Source organism: Cellulomonas sp. Leaf395, assembly GCF_001424125.1.
Taxonomy (GTDB): Bacteria; Actinomycetota; Actinomycetes; order Actinomycetales; family Cellulomonadaceae; genus Cellulomonas.
In genome coordinates this window covers 155,075-177,894 of sequence record NZ_LMQI01000004.1, presented here as the reverse complement: position 1 = coordinate 177,894, position 22,820 = coordinate 155,075, and the positions used below count along the sequence as shown (strand labels likewise).

General features: G+C 72.7%; 23 protein-coding genes. 13 read left to right on the top strand and 10 right to left on the bottom strand.

The features are described 5' to 3' along the window. Positions 1-172: 172 nt before the first annotated feature. Complete coding sequence (locus ASG23_RS12135; RefSeq protein ID WP_157465634.1) at positions 173-745, bottom strand: hypothetical protein; 573 nt, start codon at positions 743-745, stop codon at positions 173-175. Between the two features lie 172 nt (positions 746-917). After that, positions 918-1,292, bottom strand: coding sequence for a DoxX family protein (locus ASG23_RS12130; RefSeq protein WP_056025147.1), 375 nt, complete (start codon positions 1,290-1,292; stop codon positions 918-920). Positions 1,293-1,390: 98 nt separating this feature from the next. Between ASG23_RS12130 and purB the strand changes: the two genes are divergently transcribed. The 3 genes from purB (at position 1,391) to ASG23_RS12115 (ending at position 5,680) form a co-directional block, all read left to right on the top strand. Further along, positions 1,391-2,818, top strand: coding sequence for an adenylosuccinate lyase (gene purB, locus ASG23_RS12125; protein ID WP_056025144.1), 1,428 nt, complete (start codon positions 1,391-1,393; stop codon positions 2,816-2,818). A 271-nt stretch (positions 2,819-3,089) separates the two neighbouring features. Then, a complete protein-coding gene (locus ASG23_RS12120) occupies positions 3,090-3,944 on the top strand; it encodes a hypothetical protein (RefSeq protein WP_442856821.1) in 855 nt (284 codons plus the stop codon). A gap of 332 nt (positions 3,945-4,276) precedes the next feature. Continuing rightward, positions 4,277-5,680: a ricin-type beta-trefoil lectin domain protein gene (locus ASG23_RS12115; protein ID WP_056025141.1), complete on the top strand. Its 1,404-nt coding sequence runs from the start codon at positions 4,277-4,279 to the stop codon at positions 5,678-5,680. 231 nt (positions 5,681-5,911) lie between these two features. Here ASG23_RS12115 and ASG23_RS12110 read toward each other — a convergent pair whose 3' ends face one another. Next, positions 5,912-7,177: a glutamyl-tRNA reductase gene (locus ASG23_RS12110; RefSeq protein ID WP_056025137.1), complete on the bottom strand. Its 1,266-nt coding sequence runs from the start codon at positions 7,175-7,177 to the stop codon at positions 5,912-5,914. Between the two features lie 46 nt (positions 7,178-7,223). Between ASG23_RS12110 and hemE the strand changes: the two genes are divergently transcribed. The 6 genes from hemE (at position 7,224) to hemL (ending at position 13,865) form a co-directional block, all read left to right on the top strand. Further along, positions 7,224-8,288 (top strand): uroporphyrinogen decarboxylase, encoded by a 1,065-nt coding sequence (gene hemE / locus ASG23_RS12105; RefSeq protein WP_056025134.1) that lies wholly within the window; start codon positions 7,224-7,226, stop codon positions 8,286-8,288. Positions 8,289-8,290: 2 nt separating this feature from the next. Then, positions 8,291-9,574, top strand: a complete 1,284-nt coding sequence (locus tag ASG23_RS12100) for a protoporphyrinogen/coproporphyrinogen oxidase (protein ID WP_056025131.1) — start codon at positions 8,291-8,293, stop codon at positions 9,572-9,574. Positions 9,575-9,740: 166 nt separating this feature from the next. Beyond that, entirely contained in the window at positions 9,741-10,712 is a 972-nt protein-coding gene (hemC, locus tag ASG23_RS12095) for a hydroxymethylbilane synthase (RefSeq protein ID WP_056025128.1), read from the top strand. 41 nt (positions 10,713-10,753) lie between these two features. After that, positions 10,754-11,536: a uroporphyrinogen-III synthase gene (locus ASG23_RS12090; protein WP_162242691.1), complete on the top strand. Its 783-nt coding sequence runs from the start codon at positions 10,754-10,756 to the stop codon at positions 11,534-11,536. Further along, positions 11,536-12,525, top strand: coding sequence for a porphobilinogen synthase (gene hemB / locus ASG23_RS12085; RefSeq protein ID WP_056025122.1), 990 nt, complete (start codon positions 11,536-11,538; stop codon positions 12,523-12,525). The genes ASG23_RS12090 and hemB overlap by 1 nt, the downstream gene beginning before the upstream one ends. After that, positions 12,522-13,865: a glutamate-1-semialdehyde 2,1-aminomutase gene (hemL, locus tag ASG23_RS12080; RefSeq protein ID WP_056025119.1), complete on the top strand. Its 1,344-nt coding sequence runs from the start codon at positions 12,522-12,524 to the stop codon at positions 13,863-13,865. Before hemB ends, hemL begins: the two co-directional genes overlap by 4 nt. A gap of 59 nt (positions 13,866-13,924) precedes the next feature. Here hemL and ASG23_RS12075 read toward each other — a convergent pair whose 3' ends face one another. Both ASG23_RS12075 and ASG23_RS12070 read right to left on the bottom strand, forming a co-directional pair. Continuing rightward, the gene (locus ASG23_RS12075; protein WP_056025117.1) at positions 13,925-14,875 is read right to left on the bottom strand and encodes a sulfite exporter TauE/SafE family protein; all 951 of its coding nucleotides are present in this window, start codon (positions 14,873-14,875) and stop codon (positions 13,925-13,927) included. A 106-nt stretch (positions 14,876-14,981) separates the two neighbouring features. Beyond that, positions 14,982-15,440, bottom strand: a complete 459-nt coding sequence (locus tag ASG23_RS12070; RefSeq protein ID WP_056025113.1) for an RrF2 family transcriptional regulator — start codon at positions 15,438-15,440, stop codon at positions 14,982-14,984. 106 nt (positions 15,441-15,546) lie between these two features. Here ASG23_RS12070 and ASG23_RS12065 point away from each other — a divergent pair, with 106 nt between their 5' ends. Genes ASG23_RS12065 through ASG23_RS12055 form a run of 3 tightly spaced genes read left to right on the top strand, consistent with a single transcriptional unit; the run spans position 15,547 to position 18,487 of the window. Further along, positions 15,547-15,828, top strand: coding sequence for a metal-sensitive transcriptional regulator (locus tag ASG23_RS12065; protein WP_056025110.1), 282 nt, complete (start codon positions 15,547-15,549; stop codon positions 15,826-15,828). Between the two features lie 20 nt (positions 15,829-15,848). Continuing rightward, the gene (locus tag ASG23_RS12060; protein ID WP_056025107.1) at positions 15,849-16,082 is read left to right on the top strand and encodes a heavy-metal-associated domain-containing protein; all 234 of its coding nucleotides are present in this window, start codon (positions 15,849-15,851) and stop codon (positions 16,080-16,082) included. A 38-nt stretch (positions 16,083-16,120) separates the two neighbouring features. Then, positions 16,121-18,487: a heavy metal translocating P-type ATPase gene (locus ASG23_RS12055; protein WP_082516224.1), complete on the top strand. Its 2,367-nt coding sequence runs from the start codon at positions 16,121-16,123 to the stop codon at positions 18,485-18,487. A 45-nt stretch (positions 18,488-18,532) separates the two neighbouring features. Here ASG23_RS12055 and ASG23_RS12050 read toward each other — a convergent pair whose 3' ends face one another. The 4 genes from ASG23_RS12050 to ASG23_RS12035 are packed head-to-tail and all read right to left on the bottom strand — an operon-like array spanning position 18,533 to position 21,138. Further along, a complete protein-coding gene (locus ASG23_RS12050) occupies positions 18,533-19,309 on the bottom strand; it encodes an ABC transporter permease (protein WP_056025102.1) in 777 nt (258 codons plus the stop codon). Beyond that, positions 19,306-20,205 carry an ABC transporter ATP-binding protein gene (locus tag ASG23_RS12045; protein WP_056025100.1) on the bottom strand — a complete coding sequence of 300 codons (900 nt, stop codon included), beginning with the start codon at positions 20,203-20,205 and terminating at the stop codon, positions 19,306-19,308. Before ASG23_RS12045 ends, ASG23_RS12050 begins: the two co-directional genes overlap by 4 nt. Further along, positions 20,202-20,504 carry a transcriptional regulator gene (locus ASG23_RS12040; RefSeq protein ID WP_056025097.1) on the bottom strand — a complete coding sequence of 101 codons (303 nt, stop codon included), beginning with the start codon at positions 20,502-20,504 and terminating at the stop codon, positions 20,202-20,204. Before ASG23_RS12040 ends, ASG23_RS12045 begins: the two co-directional genes overlap by 4 nt. Continuing rightward, a complete protein-coding gene (locus ASG23_RS12035) occupies positions 20,497-21,138 on the bottom strand; it encodes a hypothetical protein (protein WP_235521048.1) in 642 nt (213 codons plus the stop codon). The genes ASG23_RS12040 and ASG23_RS12035 overlap by 8 nt, the downstream gene beginning before the upstream one ends. 113 nt (positions 21,139-21,251) lie before the next feature. Here ASG23_RS12035 and ASG23_RS12030 point away from each other — a divergent pair, with 113 nt between their 5' ends. Beyond that, positions 21,252-22,109, top strand: a complete 858-nt coding sequence (locus ASG23_RS12030) for a CPBP family intramembrane glutamic endopeptidase (RefSeq protein ID WP_082516139.1) — start codon at positions 21,252-21,254, stop codon at positions 22,107-22,109. Between the two features lie 6 nt (positions 22,110-22,115). On the opposite strand, the gene ASG23_RS12025 is transcribed toward ASG23_RS12030, so the two are convergent. Beyond that, entirely contained in the window at positions 22,116-22,706 is a 591-nt protein-coding gene (locus ASG23_RS12025; RefSeq protein WP_056026225.1) for an HdeD family acid-resistance protein, read from the bottom strand. Positions 22,707-22,820: the final 114 nt, after the last annotated feature.

Sequence of the window (22,820 nt, the reverse complement as noted above, 5' to 3'; positions counted from 1 at the left end):
GGCTCCTCGTCGTCGGGGGACCGACCACCTGCGCCGGTGGGCACAGGCTACTGATCGGAGTGTCGCCTCGGACGGATCAGATCACCATCTCGAGTCCGGCGGCGCGACGACGATCACGGAGGCGGGGCGACGCACCGCCTCCGTGATCGATCGGGCTTCGGACGACGCCGGATCAGCTGGTGTACCGGAAGGCGTCGTCGCAGAAGTCGGTGGTCGTCCGCGCACCGACCTCCTTGGTCACCGTGAAGGAGAGCTCGGTGTCGGTCGCGGGGTCGTAGACGATGGTGAACTCGGAGCGGCCGGCGTTGACGCCGCCGGGGATGCCGTCCGCGCTGTGCACCTTGAACAAGAACGAGGTTCCGACGCGGATGGTGAGGATCCCGTCCTCGTCCTCGGAGACGTCGAGGTCCTTCTCGCGCCAGGTGTTCGTCGAGGTCCAGTACAGGTCGTTGTCGACGTTGGTGTACGTGCCGCTCTCCTGACCGTGGATCGCGATGTAGTACAGCCCGGTGTTGCCTCGTTCCCGCAGCACGAAGTCCATGGAGCCGACGATGTGCCCCTCGATCGTGAGGTCATCCGACGTGTCGGCGGTTCCCCCGTCGCACACGACGACGTCGGTGTCGTCCCACGTCTCCTGCCAGCTCTCGCTCGGGGGGGTCGCTCCAGCCGGTGCGGCGACGCCGACCAGCGTGAGGACGAGCACCCCCACGGCGGCGCCGATGCGGCCCGTTCGGACGTTCTTCATGCGTTCCTCCTCGTGCGCGCTCAGTGCTCCACCCGGCGTGCCGCGGGTGCCGGCGATGGGCAACGGAGCGACGGGGACAGTGGTGACCGAGACGGTGCAGCGTCGCATCGATGTCCGGAATGTAGCGATTTGCGAAACGTACCGCAGACTGCCGCACCACTTCTGCCCGACGTCAGAAGGCGTACGGCCCGAACCGTCCCCACGCGACGAACAGCGCCAGCGCGAGCAGGACGACGTTGAGCACGACCATCCGCGTCTCCTTGCGGAGCAGGTGGGTGGTAGCCGCGGCGACCATGACGAGGGCCAGACCGACGGCGGCGACGGGCACGAGCACCGGCGCGACGTCGAGCACCGCGGGCAGGATCAGGCCGATCGCGCCCAGCACCTCGGCGACGCCGATCGCCGTGATGGTCGACGGGCTGAAGCCCTCGGTCCAGCCCATCCCCGCCGCAGCGAGCTGCTCTTTCGACCGCGTGATCTTCAGCAGGCCGGTCGCCAGGAACGCGATGGCGAGCAGGGCAGCGGCGATCCACAGGGCGATGTTCATGGGCTCTTCCGACGACGGGGGAGGCGGTCGTGGGCAGCCTAGGGCTACGCCTTCGGACACGGCCGATCCCGTCCGGCCCGCTCTGGGATGATGCCTACATGACCTCCCCCGCACGTGTCCGGCTCGCGGACGTCACCCCCCACATCGCCCTCGGCCCGCTCGACGGCCGCTACCGCGCGGCTGTCGCGCCGCTGGTCGACCACCTGAGCGAGGCGGCCCTCAACCGCGAGCGGGTGCACGTCGAGGTCGAGTGGCTGATCCACCTGACCTCGAACGGGGTCGTGCCTGGGGCCCCGGCGCTGACGGACGCGGACGTGGCGTACCTGCGGGACGTGGTCGCGACGTTCGGGCCCGACGAGGTCGCAGAGCTGGCGGCGATCGAGAAGATCACCGTGCACGACGTGAAGGCCGTCGAGTACTTCCTCAAGAGCCGGCTGGCGGCCGCGCCGGAGGGGTCGGCGCTGCACGACGTCGGGGAGCTGGTGCACTTCGCGTGCACCAGCGAGGACATCAACAACCTGTCGTACGCGCTCATGGTCCGCGGTGCGGTGCGGGACGTCTGGGCTCCGGCCGCGACCGCCCTCGTCGACCAGGTCGCCGAGCTCGCGCGGTCGCTGAAGGACCAGCCGATGCTCGCCCTGACGCACGGGCAGCCGGCGACGCCGACGACGCTCGGCAAGGAGCTCGCGGTCCTGGCGCACCGGTTGCGGCGCCAGCTCGCGCGCATCGGGTCCGACGAGTACCTGGGCAAGCTCAACGGTGCGACGGGCACCTATGGCGCGCACGTCGTGGCGGTGCCGGGGGCGGACTGGCCGGCGGTCAGCAAGGCGTTCGTCGAGCACCTCGGGCTGACGTGGAACCCGCTGACCACCCAGATCGAGTCGCACGACTGGCAGGCCGAGCTGTACGCGGACGTCGCGCGGTTCAACCGGGTGCTGCACAACCTGGCCACCGACGTATGGACGTACATCTCGCGCGGGGTCTTCATCCAGATCCCGGTGGCGGGCGCGACGGGCAGCTCGACCATGCCGCACAAGGTCAACCCGATCCGGTTCGAGAACGCCGAGGCCAACCTCGAGCTGTCGAGCGCCCTGCTGGACACCCTGGCGAGCACCCTGGTGACCAGCCGGTTGCAGCGGGACCTGACCGACTCCACGACGCAGCGCAACATCGGCCCGGCGTTCGGGCACTCGCTCCTGGCCATCGACAACGTGGCCCGCGGGCTGCAGGCCCTGTCGGTCGACGAGGCGCTGCTGGCGCGCGAGCTCGACGAGAACTGGGAGGTCCTCGGCGAGCCGGTCCAGTCGGCCATGCGCGCCGCCTCCGTCGCGGGTGTCACCGGCATGGAGAACCCGTACGAGCGGCTCAAGGAGCTGACCCGCGGTCGGCGCCTGACCGCCGCGGACATGCGCGAGTTCATCGGCGGGCTCGGGCTTCCCGACGACGTCGCCGCACGACTCGTCGACCTCACCCCCGCGTCGTACACGGGGCTCGCGGACTCGCTCGTCGGCTTCCTCGACGCCTGAGCGGGCCGGCTACACCCTGCGGGCAGAGCCCGCCACCGCAACTGCTCCGAACGGGTGAACGATCGACGCCGCGCGACCATCTTCTGCCGACCCACACGCAGAAGACAAACCGCTTCGACGGAATCGCTCTCACGCGGTCTGACCTGCAACTTCATGGGAACCCGTGATCGCTTCTGGACAGGCGACCGGTTTGCCCTGCACAATCGTGCACCGACCGGTCTGAAACATCCGGATCACCCTTTTCTTGGCAAGGATGCCCATCGTGACGCTCATGCAGAAAGCGATCACGCCAGCGCTGACCCGCGCGCACCTCACCGCGGGCCACGACCGTCTGGCGGGGTACGTGGTGCGTGCTGAGGACGTCGCCTTCGCGACGACCCCGGCGCAGCTGTTCGAGGTCCACGGCCTCGGGTACGAGGGTTCGCCCTTCAGCCCGTACGACCGCTCGATCGATGTGCTGCGCTTCGAGTCATCCCCCCAGCTCCAGTACCGCGACGTGCCCGGATACATCCTCCCGCTCTGGTGGCTGCGCCACTCGCGCATCCCCCCGGGCGCCGAGCTGATCCGCATCTACGACGACGGGACCTCCACGCTGCTGGCGCGCTACGGCGACGTCGGTGCCGGCTGGACGGTCACGCAGCTGGGCGCCCCCCGCCCGTCGCTCGCGTCCCTCTCCCGCTGTGTCGGGCCCGTCGCCAAGTGGCACGGCGCCTACCTCGAGGCTGACGTCGTCGACGGTGGCCACACGGTCGTCCTCGCCCTGGCCAACCCCCCGCTCGCGGAGACCGGATTCCACCAGTCCCCGTCGGGCCGCTGGTACCGCCGCGTCGCCCGCCAGGACGTCACCGAGCTGTTCGAGCTGGACCTCACGGCCCGCTGGAACGGCCTCGGCGTCCGCGTGGTCGACCAGTGGCAGGACGCCCAGAGGTACGTCGTCGCCCGGATCTCCCACCTCGGGGACGACATCGAGCGTGCCGAGCGTCTCCACCTCACCCGTGTCGAAGCCGGCGTGTACGAGGGCATCGTGTACGCCGCCGAGCTCACCGACATCCAGACCAACCAGGTGGTCCCCCACACCTGGGCCCCCGGGCCTGCTGCCCCCCGACAGCAGGTGGTGCGCTCCTGAGCGCACTTCTCCGAGGGTTCCGTACCAGGGTCGCGCCAGCGTGATGTGACCCTCACGGGACGCGTGCCGGGCCTGGCCCTCCCCCCCGTCCAGGCCCGGCACGCTCTTTTCTCCTGCGTGGGGCCTTCCTCGGTCACGCCCCCGACGTGCGCGACTACGGCCTGCTCGAAGCCGCGCTCGCGCGTCCGCGAGCCTCGGTGTTCGGCCAGGACGCTCGACGAGCAACGTTGTACTAGCCCGTGAGTTTTGATCAGGTGCGTGCAACGCTGGCGGGGTGTCGATACCCCGTCGACGCCCGCGCAGAGTCGCGCACCCGAACCGAACGGACCCCGATGAAGAGACAGATCGGAGCGGCCGCCGCGGCCGCCGCCCTCCTGATGTGCATCGCCCCGCTGCCGGCCATGGCAGGTCAGGGAGGCCCGCACAGCACCAACGAGTTCCGTGGCGTGAACTGGGCCGACCCCCGAGACAACTACGCCGACGACGAGGTCGTGCCGTCGGGCCTCAGCGCCGACGACGACTACAGCACCACCTACGACAAGTCCGCCGCGATCATCAGCGGATTCCGCCAGGAGGTCAGGGCCAACACGGTCCGGTTGCCCATCAACCCGTCGAGCGTCGGCACCGACTGGTGGGAGTCGTACCAGGCGGCGATCGACGCCTCGGTCGGCAGCGGCTTCAAGGTCATCCTCAGCTACTGGGAGGGCGACGACGCGAAGGACGGGCGGGTCGACGACCCCGCCGCCTTCGACGCGATGTGGGACACGGTGGTGGCCGAGTACGGCAAGAACCCGAAGGTGTACTTCGAGCCGATGAACGAGCCGTTCGGCTACACGCTCGACGAATGGGTGTCCTTGGCCTCCGGGTGGCTCGACGACCACGCCGACGTGCCGCGCTCGCGCGTGATCATCTCCGGCACCGGATACAACGACAACGTGACCGGCGTCGGCGCAGCCGAGGAACTCGATGGCACGCTGCTCTCCCTGCACTTCTACGGCTTCTGGGCGAGCGACACCACCGAAGACGCGTGGAAGGCGAACCTGCTGCCACGCATCGGCGAGTACGGCTGGCGCACCCTGGTGTCTGAGGCCGGTTCGCCGATGACCACGGGTCTGAACTACGGCAACCACGAGGGCGACGTGTCGACCTCGTACCTCGGCGCTCTCACCGAGGTGACGCGCGACCAGGGCATGGGCGTCGTCTACTGGCCGGGGCTTCGCACCGGCGACTCGTACACCCTGACAGAGCAGAACGCCGACGGCGGGCTCACGGTGACGAACGAGTCCGGACTCGCACAGCTCCAGTGGGGCTGGGGGCTGCTCAAGACGGAGCCGCTCAACGACCTGCCGCCCGCACCTCCAGGCGAGCCCCTGAGGAGCGTCGCGCACAACGTGTGCATCGACGTACCGGGCGGCTCGACCGCACCGGGCACGCTACTGGGTCTGTGGTACTGCAACGGCGGCGGCAACCAGTCGTTCAACTGGACGGATGCCGGAGAGCTGTCGGTCTACGGCCGCCTCTGCGTCGAACCCGTCGACGGTCCCGTCGCGGGCAGCGCGCTCGCGATCGAGGCCTGCTCCGGCGGCGTCGAGCAGCAGTGGACGGTGAACGCCGACCTGACGATCAGCAGCGTCGCCGACCCCGCGCTGTGCCTCGCGACCCCCGCGAACGAGTGGGGCCTCGCACTGGCGACGTGCGACCCAGCGGCGCCGACCCAGCAGTGGATCCGCGGCTGACCCCTGACGAACACGCCCCTTCGGTCACGCGACCTCGGTCACGTGACCGAAGGGGCGTTTCGCAGTCACTGGGGGGCAACCACGCGCTCGTCGACGGGGTCGAGCTCCGCGTGGACACGGAGGCCGACACCGCGCTGGTGCTCTCGATCGCCGACGGGAGCCGGACCGACGTCGCGGACGTCGGCGCCGAGCTCGTCGCACGAGTCATGCCGACGTCGCGGACTGATCCGGTCAGTGCGCGTCGGTCACCACGGTCGGCACCGGGATCGACGCGAGCTCCGTCAGGGCAGCCGCGTAGGTCATCGCGTCCCCCGCCCGTGCCGCCTCGCGGGCGCGGACCGTCGGGGCGTGGAGCACGGCGCGGGTGCGTCGCCGAAGCGCTCGTTCGGCGCGCTCGTCGCGCAGCGCGTCGGGCAGCTCGCTGAGGCCGGCCTCGAGCCCGCCGAGCACGCGCGAGCGCTCCGCGACGACCGCGGGGTTCCAGTCCCGGACCCGGCGGTCGGCCTCGTAGGCCTCCGCCGCCGCGACGACGACGTCGTGGGCGGCCCGGACGGCGGCGTGCTCCGCGGGCGCGTGCTCGGCCACCGTGTGCAGGCTGACCAGCCGGACGCCGGGCAGCGAGCGGACGCCGGGGTCGACATCGTGCCGCAGCGCCAGGTCGACGACGGTGAGCGGCGAGGACGTCCCCAGCCGGGCCGCGGCGAGCGCGTCGACCCCCAGGACCGCGCCCGCCGCACCGCTGCAGGCGACCACGAGGTCGACGTCGGACACCTCGGCGGCGAGGTCGGCGGACGCGGGCAGCGACCGGACGCCGCGGGCGGCAGCGAACGCGCGGGCGCGGCCGGACGTGGAGAACACCCGGATGTCACCGGCGCCGCGGGCCTTGAGCGCGGCCAGCGACGCGCCCGCGTAGGAGCCGGTGCCGATGAGCACGCAGCGGACTGCGGACCAGTCGGGCAGGTGCTGCTCGGCGATGTCGAGGGCGACGCCGACCACGGAGCGGCCGGTGGCACCGAGCCCGGTACGGCTCTCCACCTGCCGCGAGACGCGGGAGGCGGCCTGGAACAGGGACTCGAGGCCGGAGGTCGTCGTGCCGTCGCGGCGGGCGGAGGTCAGTGCGCGCCGGACCTGCCCCTGGATCTCCCGCTCCCCGACGACCATCGAGTCGAGCCCGCTGGCGACGGAGAACAGGTGGGCGGCGGCGTCGGTGCCGGTGCGGACGCGCAGGTGCGAGTCGACCTGCGAGGCGCTGTAGCCGGAGCGGCCGGCGACGGCCTGTGCTGCTGCCGCGCGGGCCGACGGGGTGTTCTCGGGGTCGTCGACCTCCAGGTACAGCTCGAACCGGTTGCACGTCGCGAGGACGACGGCACCGGACACGAACCTGTGGGCCGTCGAGCCCACGAGCTCGGACGCGACGGCGTGGACGTCCGACGAGAGACGTTCCAGCACATCGAGGTCGAGGTCGTGGTGACTGGCGGCGAGGGACAGCAGCACCACGTGCCTGAGTTAATCATCTCGACATTTGTCCGGCACAATCGGCGACGTGAACCTTCCTTCCTCGCACCCCCTCGTCGACGGCCGCACGAAGAATTCTTCGCTGGTCCGTGCGTATTCCGGCGAGGCCCCGTCGCGACGGCCCGTGTGGTTCATGCGGCAGGCCGGGAGGTCGCTGCCCGAGTACCGCGAGGCACGCGGCGGCACCGCGATGCTCGACGCCTGCCTGGACCCGGCGCTGGCCAGCGAGATCACCCTGCAGCCGGTGCGCCGGCACGACGTGGACGCGGCGATCTTCTTCTCCGACATCGTGGTGCCGCTCAAGCTCGCGGGCGTCGACGTGGAGATCAAGCCCGGCGTCGGCCCGGTGATGGGCTCCGCGATCCGCACCGCCGACGACGTCGCCCGGCTGCGCGACCTCGGCCCGCTGACGCCCGATGCGCTGCAGCCGGTCTCGGACGGAGTCGCTCTGACAGTCGACGCTCTCGGCGGGACGCCCCTGATCGGCTTCGCGGGCGCGCCCTTCACGCTCGCCGCGTACCTGGTGGAGGGTGGCCCGTCGCGCGACCACCTGGCCGCCCGCACCCTCATGCATGCCGACCCGGAGACGTGGGCGGCTCTGACGCAGTGGGCGGCGGACGTGACGGGCGCGTTCCTGCGCGCGCAGGTCCTGGCCGGTGCCAGCGCCACGCAGCTCTTCGACTCGTGGGCGGGCTCGCTGAGCCTGTCCGACTACACCGCGCACGTCGCTCCTGCGTCGGCCCGGGCGCTGACGCACGTCGCCGACCTGGACGTCAAGAAGGTCCACTTCGGCACCGGCACCAGCGAGCTGCTCGTCGCCATGCGCGACGTCGGCGCGGACGTCGTCGGCGTCGACTACCGGCTGCCGCTGGACGAGGCGAACCGTCGGCTGGGCGGCAGCACCCCGCTGCAGGGCAACATCGATCCGGCGCTGCTGGCCGCCCCGTGGCCGGTGCTCGAGGCGCACGTCCGCGACGTCGTCGCCCGTGGCTCGGTCGCCCCCGGGCACGTGGTGAACCTCGGGCACGGCGTCCCCCCGGAGACCGACCCGACCGTGCTCACGCGCGTGGCCCAGCTGGTCCACGAGATCTGACGATGACCTGGGACGCGGTCGTCGTCGGCGGCGGGATCGCGGGGCTCGTCGCCGCGCGCGAGCTGGCCCACGAGGGCCTGCGGACCCTCGTGCTGGAGGAGCGCGACACCCTCGGCGGGGCGGTCGCCGGGCACACGGTCGCGGGGCTGCGGCTCGACGCGGGGGCGGAGTCCTACGCCACGCGCGGCGGCACGGTGGCCGCGCTGCTGGACGACCTGGGGCTCGCGGACCGCATCCGGACGCCGGAGCCGCTGGGCGCCTGGGTGCACCTGCCGCACGGCGACGGCCCCCTGCCGCGCACGGGCCTGCTGGGCATCCCCGTGGACCCGTGGGCCGCGCGCCGGACGCTCGGGTTCGTCGGGACGGTGCGCGCGAGCCTGGACCTGGTGCTCCCGGCCACCGGGGCGACGTCGCTCGGCGACCTCGTCCGCCGCCGCATGGGCTCCCGCGTGCTGGACCGGCTGGTGCGGCCGGTGGTGGGTGGGGTGCATGCCGCGGATCCCGACGACCTCGCGGTCGGTGCCGTCGCGCCGGGCCTGCCCGACGCGCTCCGCCGGGAGCGGGGCTCGCTGGCACGGGCGGTCCGGAGCCTGCGGGCGGCGGCTCCGGCGGGGTCGGCCGTGCAGGGGATCGCGGGCGGCATGCACGTGCTCGTCGACGCCCTGGTGGCTGACGTCGAGGCGCACGGCGGGACCGTCCGCACGGGGGTGACCGTGACCTCCCTGGCCGACGAGCCCGCCGACCGGTGGGTGCTGGCCACCCCGTCGGCCGTCGACCTGCTGGGGCTGACCGTCGGCCGCCCGGACCCGGGCGCGCAGGTCACGCTGGTGACCCTCGTGCTGGACGCCCCAGCGCTCGACACGCCCCCCCGCGGCACCGGCGTGCTCGTCGCGCGCGAGGCCGACGACGTCACCGCCAAGGCCCTCACGCACGCCACCGCCAAGTGGGCGTGGCTCGCGCAGGCCGCGGGGCCGGGCCGGCACGTGGTGCGGCTGTCGTACGGGCGGGCGGGCGAGGACGTGCAGCCCGACGTGGACGTGGCCCTGCGCGACGCGTCGGTCCTGCTGGGCACCCCGCTGTCGCGCGGGCAGCTCGAGGGGCACGCGGTCGTCCGGTGGACGCAGGCGCTGCCCCGGCCGAGCGCCGCGCACGCGCGCGTGGTGGCCGACGTGCGGGCCGCGGTCGAGCCGCTGGCGGGGATCGCCGTGTGCGGCGCGTGGGTGGCCGGCAACGGGTTGGCCTCGGTGGTCCCGGACGCCCGGGCGGCGGCTCGGTCAGTGATCTGAGCGGAATTCCTTCGTCACTTTCTGACAACGCGTCGGCAAGCGGCGGAAGAATGTCGTGGGTCACATTTCCTGAGGCATTTTCTGACAACGTGTCACGACCCGGTCACGAGAGTTCAGGGATTTCCCGCGCTTCGACATCCCCGCCGCCGAGAGGGACACTGACCGCATGCTCCAGCACGTGCGCGTCGGGACCCGGGCGAGCGCCCTCGCGCTCACGCAGACCGGTCACGTGGTCGACGCCCTCGCCGCCCTCGGCCGCGGCGACCTCACCCTCGAGACCGTGCACGTCCGCACGGAGGGCGATCGCCTGACCGGTTCCCTGCAGAGCCTGGGTGGCACCGGGGTCTTCGTCGCCGCGCTGCGCGACGCGCTCCTGGACGGCCGCTGCGACGTCGCGGTGCACTCCCTGAAGGACCTGCCGACGCAGGACCCCGACGGGCTCGTGCTCGGGGCCGTCCCCCCGCGCGAGGACCCCGCCGACGCCCTGTGCGCCCGGGACGGGCTGACCCTCGCGATGCTCCCCGCGGGCGCCCGCGTCGGTACCGGCTCCCCCCGCCGCGCGGCCCAGCTCCTCGCCACCCGCCCCGACCTCGTCGTGGTCGACATCCGCGGCAACGTCGACACCCGGCTCGGCCGCGTCGCCGGGTCGACCTCCGGGCCGGGCGACCTGGACGGCGTCGTGCTCGCCCGCGCAGGCCTGGCCAGGCTCGGGCGGCTCGACGCCGTCACCGAGGCGTTCGGTCCCGACGTCATGTCGCCCGCGCCCGGCCAGGGCGCGCTCGCCGTCGAGGTCCGGAGCGGGCTCGACCCCGACGAGCCGCTCGCGCGGGCCCTGCGCGCGCTCGACCACCGCCCCACGCACCTCGCGGTCCTCGCCGAGCGCGCCCTGCTCAGCCGTCTCGAAGCAGGATGCGCGGCCCCGATCGGCGCCACGGGATGCCTCGCCGACGACGGTCGGACCCTGCTCCTCGACGCCGTGATCGTCCGCCCGGACGGCGGCGCGACGCTGCGCCACGGCCTGACGGCGACGCTGGGCGCCGACAGCGCCGCCGACGCACGTGCGCTCGGCACCCGGCTCGCGGAGATCCTCCTCGACGCCGGCGCCGCCGACCTCGCGGCCCTGGGCGCCGCCCGATGACCGCGACGCCTGTGCTCCCGCTGTCCGGGTGGAGGGTCCTGGTGCCCCGACCGACGGGCGGCCACAGTCCCGCGGTCGTCGCCCTCGCGGCGGTCGGCGCCGAGGCCGTTGTCGTGCCGCTCATCGAGACCGTGCCGCCCGAGGACCCCACCGAGCTGGACGACGCGCTGCTCGCCCTCGAGTCCGGCTGGTTCGGGTGGCTCGTCGTGACCAGCGCGGCCACCGTCCCGGTGCTCGTGGACCGCGCTCAGGAGAGCGCCGGCAGCCTGACGCAGCTGCTCGCCGACGGCCAGGTGCGCGTCGCCGCCGTCGGGCCCGGCACCGCCCGGGCGCTGCGGGAGGTCGGCATCGAGCCGGACCTGCTGCCGCTCGGTCGGTCGACCTCGCGTGGGCTGGTCGAGGCGTGGCCCCCGCTCACCGAACCGGCCCGGGTGCTGTTCCCCCGCGGCGACCTGGCCGCGGCCACGATCACCGACGGCCTGCGGAACCTCGGCTGGGACGTCACCGACGTCGTCGCGTACCGGACCGTGCCGGCCGCCCCGCCGCCCGTCGAGGTGCGCGAGGCGTGGACCGACGGCACCATCCGCGCGGCCCTGCTCACGTCGGCGAGCACCGTGCGGGAGCTGGCGGCGCGGCTGGGGACGCCGCCGACGACCACGCTGATGATCGGCATCGGCCCCTCCACCGCCGCCGAGGCCGCGCGCCTGGGCCTGCCCCTGGCGGGCGTCGCCACCGAGCAGACGATGCTCGGCATGGTCGACGCCCTCACGCGTGCGGTCACCACCGTCCTGCCCGGCCCCCTCCCCAGCCCCGAGGAGCTCTGATGACCGACGCTCGACGCGTCCGCCCGCGCCGGCTGCGCGCCACCCCGGCGCTGCGCCGGCTGACCGCCGAGACGCGGCTCGACCCCGCGCAGCTGGTGCTCCCCGTGTTCGTCAAGGAGGGCCTGACGGAGCCGCGCGAGATCAGCTCCATGCCCGGCGTCCACCAGCACACCCGCGACTCGCTGCGGAAGGCCGTCGCCGAGGCGGCGGGGGCGGGCCTCGGGGGCGTCATGCTCTTCGCGATCCCCACCGTGCGGGACGCCGTCGGCTCGCAGGCGACCGACCCGGACGGGATCCTCAACCTCGCGATCGCGGACACGGTCGCCGAGGTGGGTGACGCGCTCGTCGTGCAGGCCGACCTGTGCCTCGACGAGTTCACCGACCACGGGCACTGCGGCGTCCTGACGCCCGGCGGGGCCGTCGACAACGACGCGACCCTGGTCCGGTACGCGGAGATGGCCCTGGCACAGGCGTCGGCCGGGGCCCACGTCGTGGGGCTCAGCGGGATGATGGACGGCCAGGTCGGGTACGTCCGGGACGCCCTTGACGCCGCAGGTCGCGACGACGTCGCCGTGCTGGCCTACGCCGCGAAGTACGCCTCCGCGTTCTACGGACCCTTCCGGGATGCCGTCGAGTCCCAGCTCGAGGGCGACCGGCGCACGTACCAGATGGACCCCGCGAACCGTCGGGAGGCCGTGCGTGAGGTGGCCATCGACCTCGCCGAGGGCGCCGACATCGTCATGGTCAAGCCGGCCCTCGCCTACCTGGACATCCTCGCCGACGTGGCCGCGATGTCCACGGTTCCGGTCGCCGCGTACCAGGTCTCGGGTGAGTACGCCATGATCGAGGCCGCCGCTGCACGAGGCTGGATCGAGCGCAGACGGGCGATCCTGGAGTCCGTGCTCAGCATCCGCCGCGCCGGTGCCGATCACGTCCTCACATACTCTGCGACAGAGCTGGCCCGTTGGCTGGCAGAGGAGATCCGATGAGCGTCACCACCTCGACATCGACGACAAGTGCCGCTGCTTTTGCCCGCGCGCAGGCCGTCATCCCCGGCGGCGTCAACTCGCCGGTGCGCGCGTTCGGCAACGTGGGCGGGACCCCGCGGTTCCTCGCCAGCGCGCAGGGTGCCTACGTCACCGACGTCGACGGCAACGAGTACGTCGACCTCGTCGGCTCCTGGGGCCCGGCACTGCTCGGCCACGCGCACCCCGAGGTCGTCGAGGCGGTCCGCGAGGCGGCCGGTCGTGGCCTGAGCTTCGGTGCCCCGACGGTCACCGAGACCGAGCTCGTCGACGAGATCCGTTCGCGGGTCCCCCCGGCCGAGAAGGTCCGGCTCGTCTCCACGGGCACCGAGGCGACGATGACGGCGCTGCGCCTAGCGCGAGCGTTCACCGGCCGCGACCTGATCGTGAAGTTCGCCGGCTGCTACCACGGGCACGTCGACGCCCTGCTGGCCTCGGCCGGGTCCGGCGTCGCGACGCTCGGTCTGCCCGACTCGGCCGGCGTCTCCGCCGCGGTCACCGGCGAGACGGTCGTCGTCGCCTACAACGACGTCGAGGCGATCGAGACCGTGTTCCGTGAGCACGGCGACCGGATCGCCGCCGTCATCACGGAGGCCGCACCCGCGAACATGGGGGTCGTCCCCCCGCTGCCCGGGTTCAACGCCACGCTGCGACGCCTCACGCTCGCGCACGGTGCGCTCCTCATCCAGGACGAGGTCCTCACGGGCTTCCGCGTCGGGTACTCCGGCTGGTGGGGGCTCGAGGGCCTGCGCGAGGGCTGGGCGGCCGATCTGCACACGTTCGGCAAGGTCATCGGCGGTGGCCTGCCGGTCGCCGCGGTCGGCGGGCGCCGGGACGTCATGGACCTGCTGGCGCCCACGGGCCCCGTCTACCAGGCGGGCACCCTGTCGGGGAACCCGGTGGCGACCGCGGCCGGCCTGGCGACGCTGCGCCTCGCTGACGCGTCGGTCTACGAGCGGGTCGACGCCGTCTCCGCCCAGCTGCGCGGTGAGCTCACGGCCGCGCTGTCGGCACAGGGGCAGCCGCACGCCGTCCAGTGGGCCGGCAACCTGTTCAGCACGTTCTTCGGTGCCGACGCCGCCGCGCACGGTGCCCGGGACTACGCGGCCGTCCTCGCCACCGAGTCGTGGCGCTACGCCCCGTTCTTCAGCTCGCTGCTCGAGTCCGGCGTGTACGCACCGCCCTCGCCGTTCGAGGCCTGGTTCGTCTCTGCTGCGCACGACGACGCGGCGGTCGACCGGATCGTCTCCGCCCTCCCGGCCGCCGTCCGCGCCGCCGCACGGGCCACGGCACCGACCGCCTGACGCCCGACAACCACGAAGGGACCTGCCCCGCGGCGGGTCCCTTCGTCGTCGAGCGGGGGTCAGCTGGCCGGTCGGGCGGCGCCGACCGTCTCGACGTCCAGCAGGGCCTCGTCGTCCGCCGTCACCGTCGCGGCCTCCAGGGCCAGCTCGTTGCGGTACGCCCTGACCGACCAGGCGATGGCCCCGGCCCAGACGATCGCGATCGCGCCGAGGATGAGGCCTTCGGCCGGGGTGTCGGCGAGGCCGACCCACTCGCCGCGGATGAGGGTGCGGACGTTGGTGAGGACGATCAGGCCACCGACCGCCGAGCCGAGGATCCGGGCCGGGATCTTGCGGACGAGCCACGCGGCGAGGGGCGCCGCAAGCACGCCGCCGATGAGGAGGGCGGCCACCCAGACCGGGTTCACGCCCTGGGAGCCGAGGGCGAACAGGAAGCCGAGGCTGGCGGCGAGGGCCACGAGGAACTCGGACGTGTCGATGGAGCCGATGACCTTGCGGGGCTCGATCCGGCCCGAGGCGAGCAGGGCCGGCGTCCCGACGGGACCCCAGCCGCCGCCGCCGGTCGCGTCGACGAAGCCGGCGAACAGGCCGAGGGGCGCGAGGAACCGCTTGCGCAGAGGGAGGCCGAGGCGGTCCTTGCGCAGACCGAACAGCGTGAACCGGATCAGGATGTAGACGCCGAGCGCGAGCAGGATCGTCGACATCACGGGCTTGGCCGTGTCGGTGGCGAGGTGGGACAGGACGGTGGCGCCGACGAACGCGCCGATCGCGCCGGGGACGCCGATGCGCAGGACGACCTTCCAGTCGACGTTCCCGAACCGCCAGTGGGAGAAGCCCGACACCAGCGTGGTGCCGATCTCGCTGAGGTGGATCGTGGCCGACGCCGCCGCGGGGTTGGTTCCGATGGCCAGCAGCAGGGTGGTCGACGTGACGCCGTACGCCATGCCGAGGGCGCCGTCGACCAGCTGGGCGGCGAACCCGACGACGGCGAGCAGGAGCAACGCGGGCACAGGAACCACCTCGGAGACGGGGAACGAACACCCGATAATCCCGACCGTCTTGGTCTCTCGGTAGTCCCGTGTCACCACGTGAGATGGACAGTCGGATGGTGGACAGCTACGGGTTGAGCCAGGCATCCTCGCGAGCGCCGAGCTCGTGGACGTGCGGCGGGAGCTCCCCGGAGACCAGGCTCGCGAGCGTCACCTGGTCGAGCACGTCACGGACGCTCACGCGCAGCGCGACCCAGACCTCGAGCAGCGCCTGCGCCGACCCCCCGTACTCCAGCGCGGTCGGCCGCTCGTCGCGGACGGTCACCAGCGGCCCGTCGACGGCCCGGATCACGTCCGCCAGCGTGATCTCGCCCGCCGGCCGCGCCAGCCGGTAGCCGCCGGACCGGCCACGGACGCTGGTGACCACGCCGCCGCGCCGCAGGTCGCCCAGGATCCGCTCCAGGAACGCGACGGGGAGCTGCTGCCCTACCGCCAGGTCGTCCGCCCGCACGGGGTCCCCGTGAGGGGACGCCGCCAGCTCGGCGCACGCCCGCACCGCATAGTCCGCCTTCGCCGAGACCCGCATGCCGTCGATTGTGCCGTGTAGCGCCGCCGACGGCGGCCGGGAATACCCCCTAGGGGTATGATGTTGTGCATAGAGACCCACTCGACCGACCCGGAACGAGGGCCCCATGCACGGCTACAACGACGCCAAGGACGACTACCTCAAGCGACTGCGGCGCGTCGAGGGCCAGGTGCGCGGCATCGCCCGGATGGTCGACGAGGACGTGTACTGCATCGACATCCTCACGCAGGTCGCCGCCGTCACGAAGGCGCTGCAGGCCGTGAGCATCGGCCTGGTCGAGGACCACCTCGCACACTGCGTCGTCGACGCCGCCCGCCAGTCCCCCGAGGAGGGAGCGGCGAAGGTCAAGGAGGCCTCCGACGCCATCGCCCGCCTCGTCCGCAGCTGAGAAACCCCAAGGAGCACACCATGACCCACACCACCACGTTCGGCGTCGACGGCATGACCTGCGGCCACTGCGTCTCCGCGGTCACCTCCGAGCTGACCGCCCTGCCCGGCGTCCAGGACGTCGCGATCCAGCTGGTCGTCGGCGGGTCGTCGTCCGTCTCGGTCGTCTCCGACGCGCCGCTTCCCGACAACGCCGTCTCCGAGGCCGTCGTCGAGGCGGGATACGCCGTCACCCCGCGGAGGTCCTTGCTGTGACAGAGACCGACCGGACCGTCGACCTCGCGATCGAGGGCATGACGTGCGCCTCGTGCGTCGCGCGCGTCGAGAAGAAGCTGAACCGCCTGCCCGGGGTCGAGGCGACGGTGAACCTCCCGCTGGAGTCGGCCCGCGTGACCGTGGACGGACCGGTGGACACCGACGCGCTCGTCGCAGCCGTCCGGTCCGCCGGCTACGACGCCACCGTCGTCGGCGCGCGGCACGCCCCGGCGACACCACCGGCACCGCACGAGCACCACGGCTCGTCCGCGGAGTTCATGCACCACGAGGACATGGACCCGTTCGAGCACGCCCTCTCCGGTCACGCCATGGCACCCGGCCACGACATGGACCCGGACGAGGACACGTCCGCCCCGACCGACGCGCGCGGCACCGAGCTGCGCCGCCGCCTGCGGGTCGCGAGCGTCCTCACGGTCCCCGTCCTGCTGCTGTCGATGATCCCCGCGCTCCAGTTCACCGGCTGGCAGTGGGTGGTGACCGCGCTGGCACTGCCCGTGGTCACCTGGGCCGCCTGGCCGTTCCACCGGGCCGCGTTCCGGGCCGCCCGGCACGGCGCCTCGACCATGGACACCCTGGTTTCCATCGGCATCATCGCGGCGACCGGCTGGTCGCTGTGGGCGCTGCTCTTCGGCGGTGCGGGCGAGCTCGGGCTGAACATGACGCCGTCCTTGTGGCCCCGTGCAGAGACGGGGATGGAGATTCCCGAGCTCTACTTCGAGGTCGCCGCCGTCGTCACCACGTTCCTGCTGGCCGGCCGGTACGCCGAGCACCGGTCCCGCCGACGGGCCGGCGACGCCCTGCGCACGCTGCTCGACCTGGGCGCCAAGGACGTGGCGCTGCTGGTCGACGGCACCGAGCACCGCGTGCCCGTCGACCGCCTGGTGGTCGGTGACCAGTTCGTCGTCCGGCCCGGCGAGAAGGTGGCCACCGACGGCGTCGTGGTCAGCGGCACGTCCGCCCTGGATGCCTCGCTGCTCACGGGCGAGCCCGTGCCCGTCGACGTGGGTCCGGGCGACGACGTCACCGGCGCGACCATCAACACCTCCGGTGCACTCGTCGTGCGTGCGACCCGGGTCGGCGCGGACACCCGGCTGGCGCAGATCGGCCGGCTCGTCGCCACCGCCCAGACGGGCAAGGCTCCTGTGCAGCGGCTGGCCGACCGCATCTCCGCGGTCTTCGTGCCGGTCGTCCTCGTCCTCGCGCTGGGCACCCTCACCGTCTGGCTGCTCAGCGGCGCCGGCGCGCAGGCGGCGTTCACCGCGGCGGTCGCCGTGCTGATCATCGCGTGCCCGTGCGCCCTCGGGCTGGCGACTCCGACAGCGCTGCTGGTCGGCACGGGCCGCGGCGCGCAGCGCGGCATCCTCATCAAGGGTCCGGAGATCCTCGAGCAGACCCGCACCATCGACACCGTCGTGCTGGACAAGACCGGCACGGTGACCGAGGGGCGGATGGCGCTGGTCGAGGTCGTCGGCGAGGCCGAGGTGCTCCGGTACGCCGCAGCCGTCGAGCAGCTCGCCGAGCACCCGATCGGCCGGGCCATCGCGGCCGCGGTCGTCGATCCGCACGAGAGCGTCGGTCGGACCGGCGCCGACGGAGTCGTCATCGGCGCCGACCAGGTGCACGACTTCCGCGCCGAGGCGGGGCACGGCGTCTCCGGCGTCGTCCGCACAGCACACTCGGGCGTCGGGCTGGGTCGCCGCGTCCTCGTCGGCAAGCCCGCCTGGCTGCGCGACCAGGGCATCGACCCCACGGCGTTCCAGGACGCCCTAGAAGCGGCCGAAGCCGACGGCGCGACCGCCGTCATGGTGGCGTGGGACGGCTCGCCCCGCGGCGTGCTGGTGCTGCGCGACCCGGTGAAGCCGACGTCCGCGCAGGCGATCGCCGAGCTGCGTGCGCTGGGACTGCGCCCGGTCCTGCTGACCGGGGACAACGCCGGTGCCGCCCGAGCAGCCGCGCGCGAGGTCGGTATCTCCGAGGACGACGTCGTCGCCCACGTCCTGCCCGCCGACAAGGTCGCTGTCGTCGCCCGTCTCCAGGCGGACGGTGCACGCGTCGCGATGGTCGGCGACGGGGTCAACGACGCGGCGGCCCTGGCCACCGCGGACCTCGGTCTGGCCATGGGCACCGGCACGGACGTCGCCATCGAGGCGTCGGACATCACGCTGGTGCGCGGCGACCTGCGGTCCGCCGGCGACGCGATCCGACTGTCCCGCCGGACGCTGCGGGTGATCAAGCAGAACCTGTTCTGGGCGTTCGCCTACAACGTCGCCGCGATCCCGCTGGCGGCCCTCGGGCTGCTCAACCCGATGATCGCGGGCGCCGCGATGGCCCTCTCGTCGGTCCTGGTGGTCGGCAACTCGCTGCGCCTGCGCCGGTTCGAGTGACGACCCTGGTGGATCGGGCGGCATACCCGCCCGATCCACCAGACGTCAGTGGAAGCGGCGGCCCTCGTCGCGGCGGTAGGCCGTGACCGCCATCGCTGCGAACACCGCTGTCCAAGTCAGGAGCACCAGCAGCGCGTAGCTGTACGCGGGGTAGCCCGTCACCGCCTGGACCGCCAGGTCGCGGGCCGCGCGCGACGGCAGCACCTTGCTGATCGCGTCGAGCCAGGCCGGGAACGCCTCGGGCGGCATGAACAGCCCGCCGGCGAACGCGAGCGGGAACAGGGTCGCCTGCACCACGGCGATCGCGGCCTTCGAGCTGAGCCGGTACCCGATCGCCAACCCGAGCAGGAGGAACGGCACCGCGACCGCGGGCACCATGACGATCGCAGCCAGCGCCTGGGTGGGCGTCACGGTCGCCGCCGTCAGGAGCGCGCCCAGCAGCACCAGTGGCACCAGGGCGAGGTACGACCAGAGCACCCCGTTCAGCACCCGACCCATGAGCCGCGGACCGGCGCCGGCGGGCAGGGTGCGCAGGAAGGGGTCGAACGGCATCGCGCGGTCCTCGGAGACGCCCACGCCGAACGAGAACAGGCACGTCGACATCACCGCGAAGACGCCGAGCTGTGCGACCGCCGCGGTGGCGATCAGGGGGTCGTCGGCCACGGCGCGCTGCGGGATGACGAAGAACAGCAGCGCCAGCGACGGGAACAACAGGTTGCCGATCACCGCGATGGGGATGCGCACGGTCTCCAGGAACTGGAACTTCGCGTGCACGACGGCCAGTGCCCAGAACGGTCGCGGGCTCAGGGTCGTGGTGCTCATCGGACGGCCTCCTCGTTCTGCGTCAGCGTCAGGAACGCCTCTTCCAGAGAGGCCCCGCGCAGCTCCAAGTCGTGGAACGGCACGTCCTGCGCGACGAGCGCGCGCACCAGCCGGTCCGCATCGTTGGCGAGGACCGTCCAGCGCCCGTCCGGAGCCTGCTGCGCGCTGGTGGCACCCGGCAGCCGCGCGAGGTCGACGGTCCGCCCAGGCGGCAGCGACAGGACCACCCGGCGCAGCGCGACGAGACCGAGCACCGACGCCAGGGTGTCGTCGGCCAGCACGCGACCGCCGCCGATGACCACCACCCGCTCGGCCAGCGCCTCGATCTCCTCCAGGTAGTGGCTGGTCAGCAGCACGGTCGCCCCGTCGTCGTGATAGTCGCGCAGCGCCTGCCACAGGATGTGCCGCGCCTCGACGTCGAGCCCCGTGGTCGGCTCGTCTAGCAGCACCAGCCGCGGCCGGCCGACGAGCGCGAGCGCGACCGCGAGGCGCCGCTTCTGCCCACCGGAGAGCCCGCCCGTCTGGCGCGCGACCAGGTCCTCGAGCCCGAAGCGCGCCAGCGCCTCCCCCCGGGTCATGGGAGCCGGGTAGTGCTTCGCGACGAGGTCCACCACCTCCCCGACCGTCAGCGTCGGCGGCAGGCCGGTCTCCTGCGGGGTGGTGCCGAGCGCGATCCGCGACGACGCGTCGCGCGGGTCCCCACCGAACAGCCGGACCGTGCCGGAGTCGGCGCGGCGCAGCCCACTGACCAGGCTGAGCAGAGTCGTCTTGCCCGCACCGTTGGGGCCCAGCAGCCCGACCAGCTGGCCCTCGCCGACGCTCAGCGAGACGTCGTCCAGCGCGGTGACCGCCCCGAACGTGCGGGTCACGCCCGTGAGCTCCACGACCGCGTTCATGACGCGTCACCCAGCAGCGCGCGCAGTGACTGGGTATACGTCCGGAACGCCAGCCGTCCGGCCAGCGTGAGCTCCACGTACGTGGCCGGGGTCCGGCCTTCATGGGTCTTCGTGATCAGCACGTAGTCCGCCTCCTCGAGTCGGCGCAGATGGGTGGAGAGGTTGCCCGCGGTCATGTCGAGCAGCTTCTGCAGCCGCGGGAACGCGATGCGGTCGTGGGCGCCCAGGGACGCCAGCGTGGCGACGACGCGCAGCCGCGCCTGCGCGTGGATGACGGGGTCCAGCTCGACGTCAGCCACGAGCCCGGACGCTCTCGACCAGAGCCCCCACGAGCATCCCCCCGCCGCCGGCGAGCGCCATCACCAGGTAGGAGCCGGGCACCCCCGCGAGGGCCGCCGCAGCGCCGGTCAGCGCCATCCAGCCGCCGATCACGTACATGGAGGTCAGGTTCAGCATCATCCCGCCGGCGATGTACAGCAGTCCGACCACGAGTGCCGCGATCGCGTTGGCCGCCAGAGCAGTCACCTCGTTCGACGCTCCTGCGTGCCCGAGGCCCGCGACGATCATGCTCTGGGCCACGAACCCGATCGGCCACGCCAGGCCGTACAGGAGGCCCTGCCGCGCACTGGCGCCTGCGATGCCCCGGGTGCGGTGCGTGGTGTGCACGATCGTGACGGCGACCGCGGCGATGCCGCCGCCGATCGCGATCGCGGCGGCGAGCACCGACGGCGTGCCGCCGTCGCGGGCAGTCAGCCACAGCGCGCCGTAGCCGACGAGCCAGGCGACGCCCCAGATCCCGAACAGCAGCGTGCCCGACGGACGGGTGTCGTCGGCGCGGGAGCGTTGCGCGGCGATGATCGCGAGCGCCTCGGCCAGGTCCGGCGCCGCGTCGTCGGTGCGGGACGTCACGTCGCGCGGTTCATCGGTCGCCATCGTCCCTCCAAAGGTTTGTACCACAAACTAGTTTGTGCTACTCGCACTGGCAACCCCTTTCTTGCCCAGGCGGCATCCAGGTGGCGCCCAGAGACCGGGCCTACGCTTCGGGCATGACAGCGCCGCCGCCTGCCGACGCGCGCCCGGAGGGTCCCTCAGCCGGTGACCGAGCCGTGGACACAGCCGTCGGCGTCGCACCACCCCCGAGCCAGCGCGCGTACCGCCGCCGGATCACCACCGAGATCTGGATCGTCCTCGGCCTGTCGCTGGGCAAGTCCGGGCTGTACGCGGTGGTCAACATCATCGACCGGCTCACTGCCGGACCCCCGCTGGCGGAGCAGACGACCACGCTCAACCCCAGCCGGTCCCCACGCCCGTGGCTCGACCTGACGTACCAGCTGCTCCAGGTCGGCTTCGCGCTGGTGCCCGTCGCGCTGGCGCTCTACCTGCTGTCCGCCAACGGGAAGTCGGCCGTCCGCCGGATCGGGCTGGACTTCACCCGGCCCTGGCGGGACCTGGCGGTCGGCGCCGGCCTGGCCGCGGTCATCGGCATCCCCGGGCTCGGTCTCTACGCGGTCGCGCGGACCCTCGGGCTCGCCGTCGAGGTGCAGGCCTCCGCGCTGAACGCCGCCTGGTGGACCGTCCCCGTCCTGCTCCTCGCCGCGCTGCAGAACGCGCTGCTCGAGGAGGTCATCGTCGTCGGCTACCTCATGGAGCGGCTGCGCGAGCTGCGCTGGAACGCACCCGCGATCGTCGTCACCAGCGCGCTCGTGCGCGGCTCCTACCACCTGTACCAGGGCTGGGGCGCGTTCGTCGGGAACGCGATCATGGGCCTGCTGTTCGCCGAGTACTACCGCCGCAAGCGGCGGGTGATGCCGCTCGTGATGGCGCACACGATCATGGACATGGTCGTGTTCGTCGGCTACGCGCTGATCCCCGCCGCATGGATCGCGGCGCTCGGGCTGAACTGACCGAGGTCAGACCGTCGCCGAGCCGGTGCCCAGCTCCTGGACCACCTGCTTCGACGCGAACCCACTGACGATCAGGACGACGCCCCCGACGAACGCGAAGAGCCCCAGCAGCACGACGACCACCGTCACGGACTCCTGCGGGTGAGTCAGCAGCAGCAGGCCGAACAGGAAGTTCACCAGCCCGAAGGTCAGCACCCAGTACCAGCCGGCGTCGCGTGCCCGGTAGAGCACCACCGAGGCGATGATCCCGAGCACCCCGAGGACGAGCACCCACCCGGCGATCAGGTAGAAGAGGATCGCGGCCGTCTCGGGGGTCCAGACCACGACCACGATGCCGAGCGCGAGGCTGAAGAGCCCGGACAGCAGGAACCACCCCGCGCCGGCCTCCTGGCGGTTCGCGAACCAATGAAAGATGGTGACCATGCCGTCCAGGATCGCGAAGATGCCGAAGATCCAGACGAGGGCCGTCACGGACCAGAGCGGCTGCACGAGCATCAGCAGGCCCAGGACCAGCAGCACCACCCCGCGCAGGACCGGGAGCCACCAGGTGCGACGCAGCGCGGACGAGACGTCGGCGGTGGTCAGGTCGTCGGACATCGGGGCCTCCACAGGGAGTCGGTTCCACGTGAGCGGGACAGTCGTCGGGCGCCACGCTAGTGGGAGGACACGGACGAGGCGTCCCGACTCGCGCGAAACCGCGTCCGGGCAGGT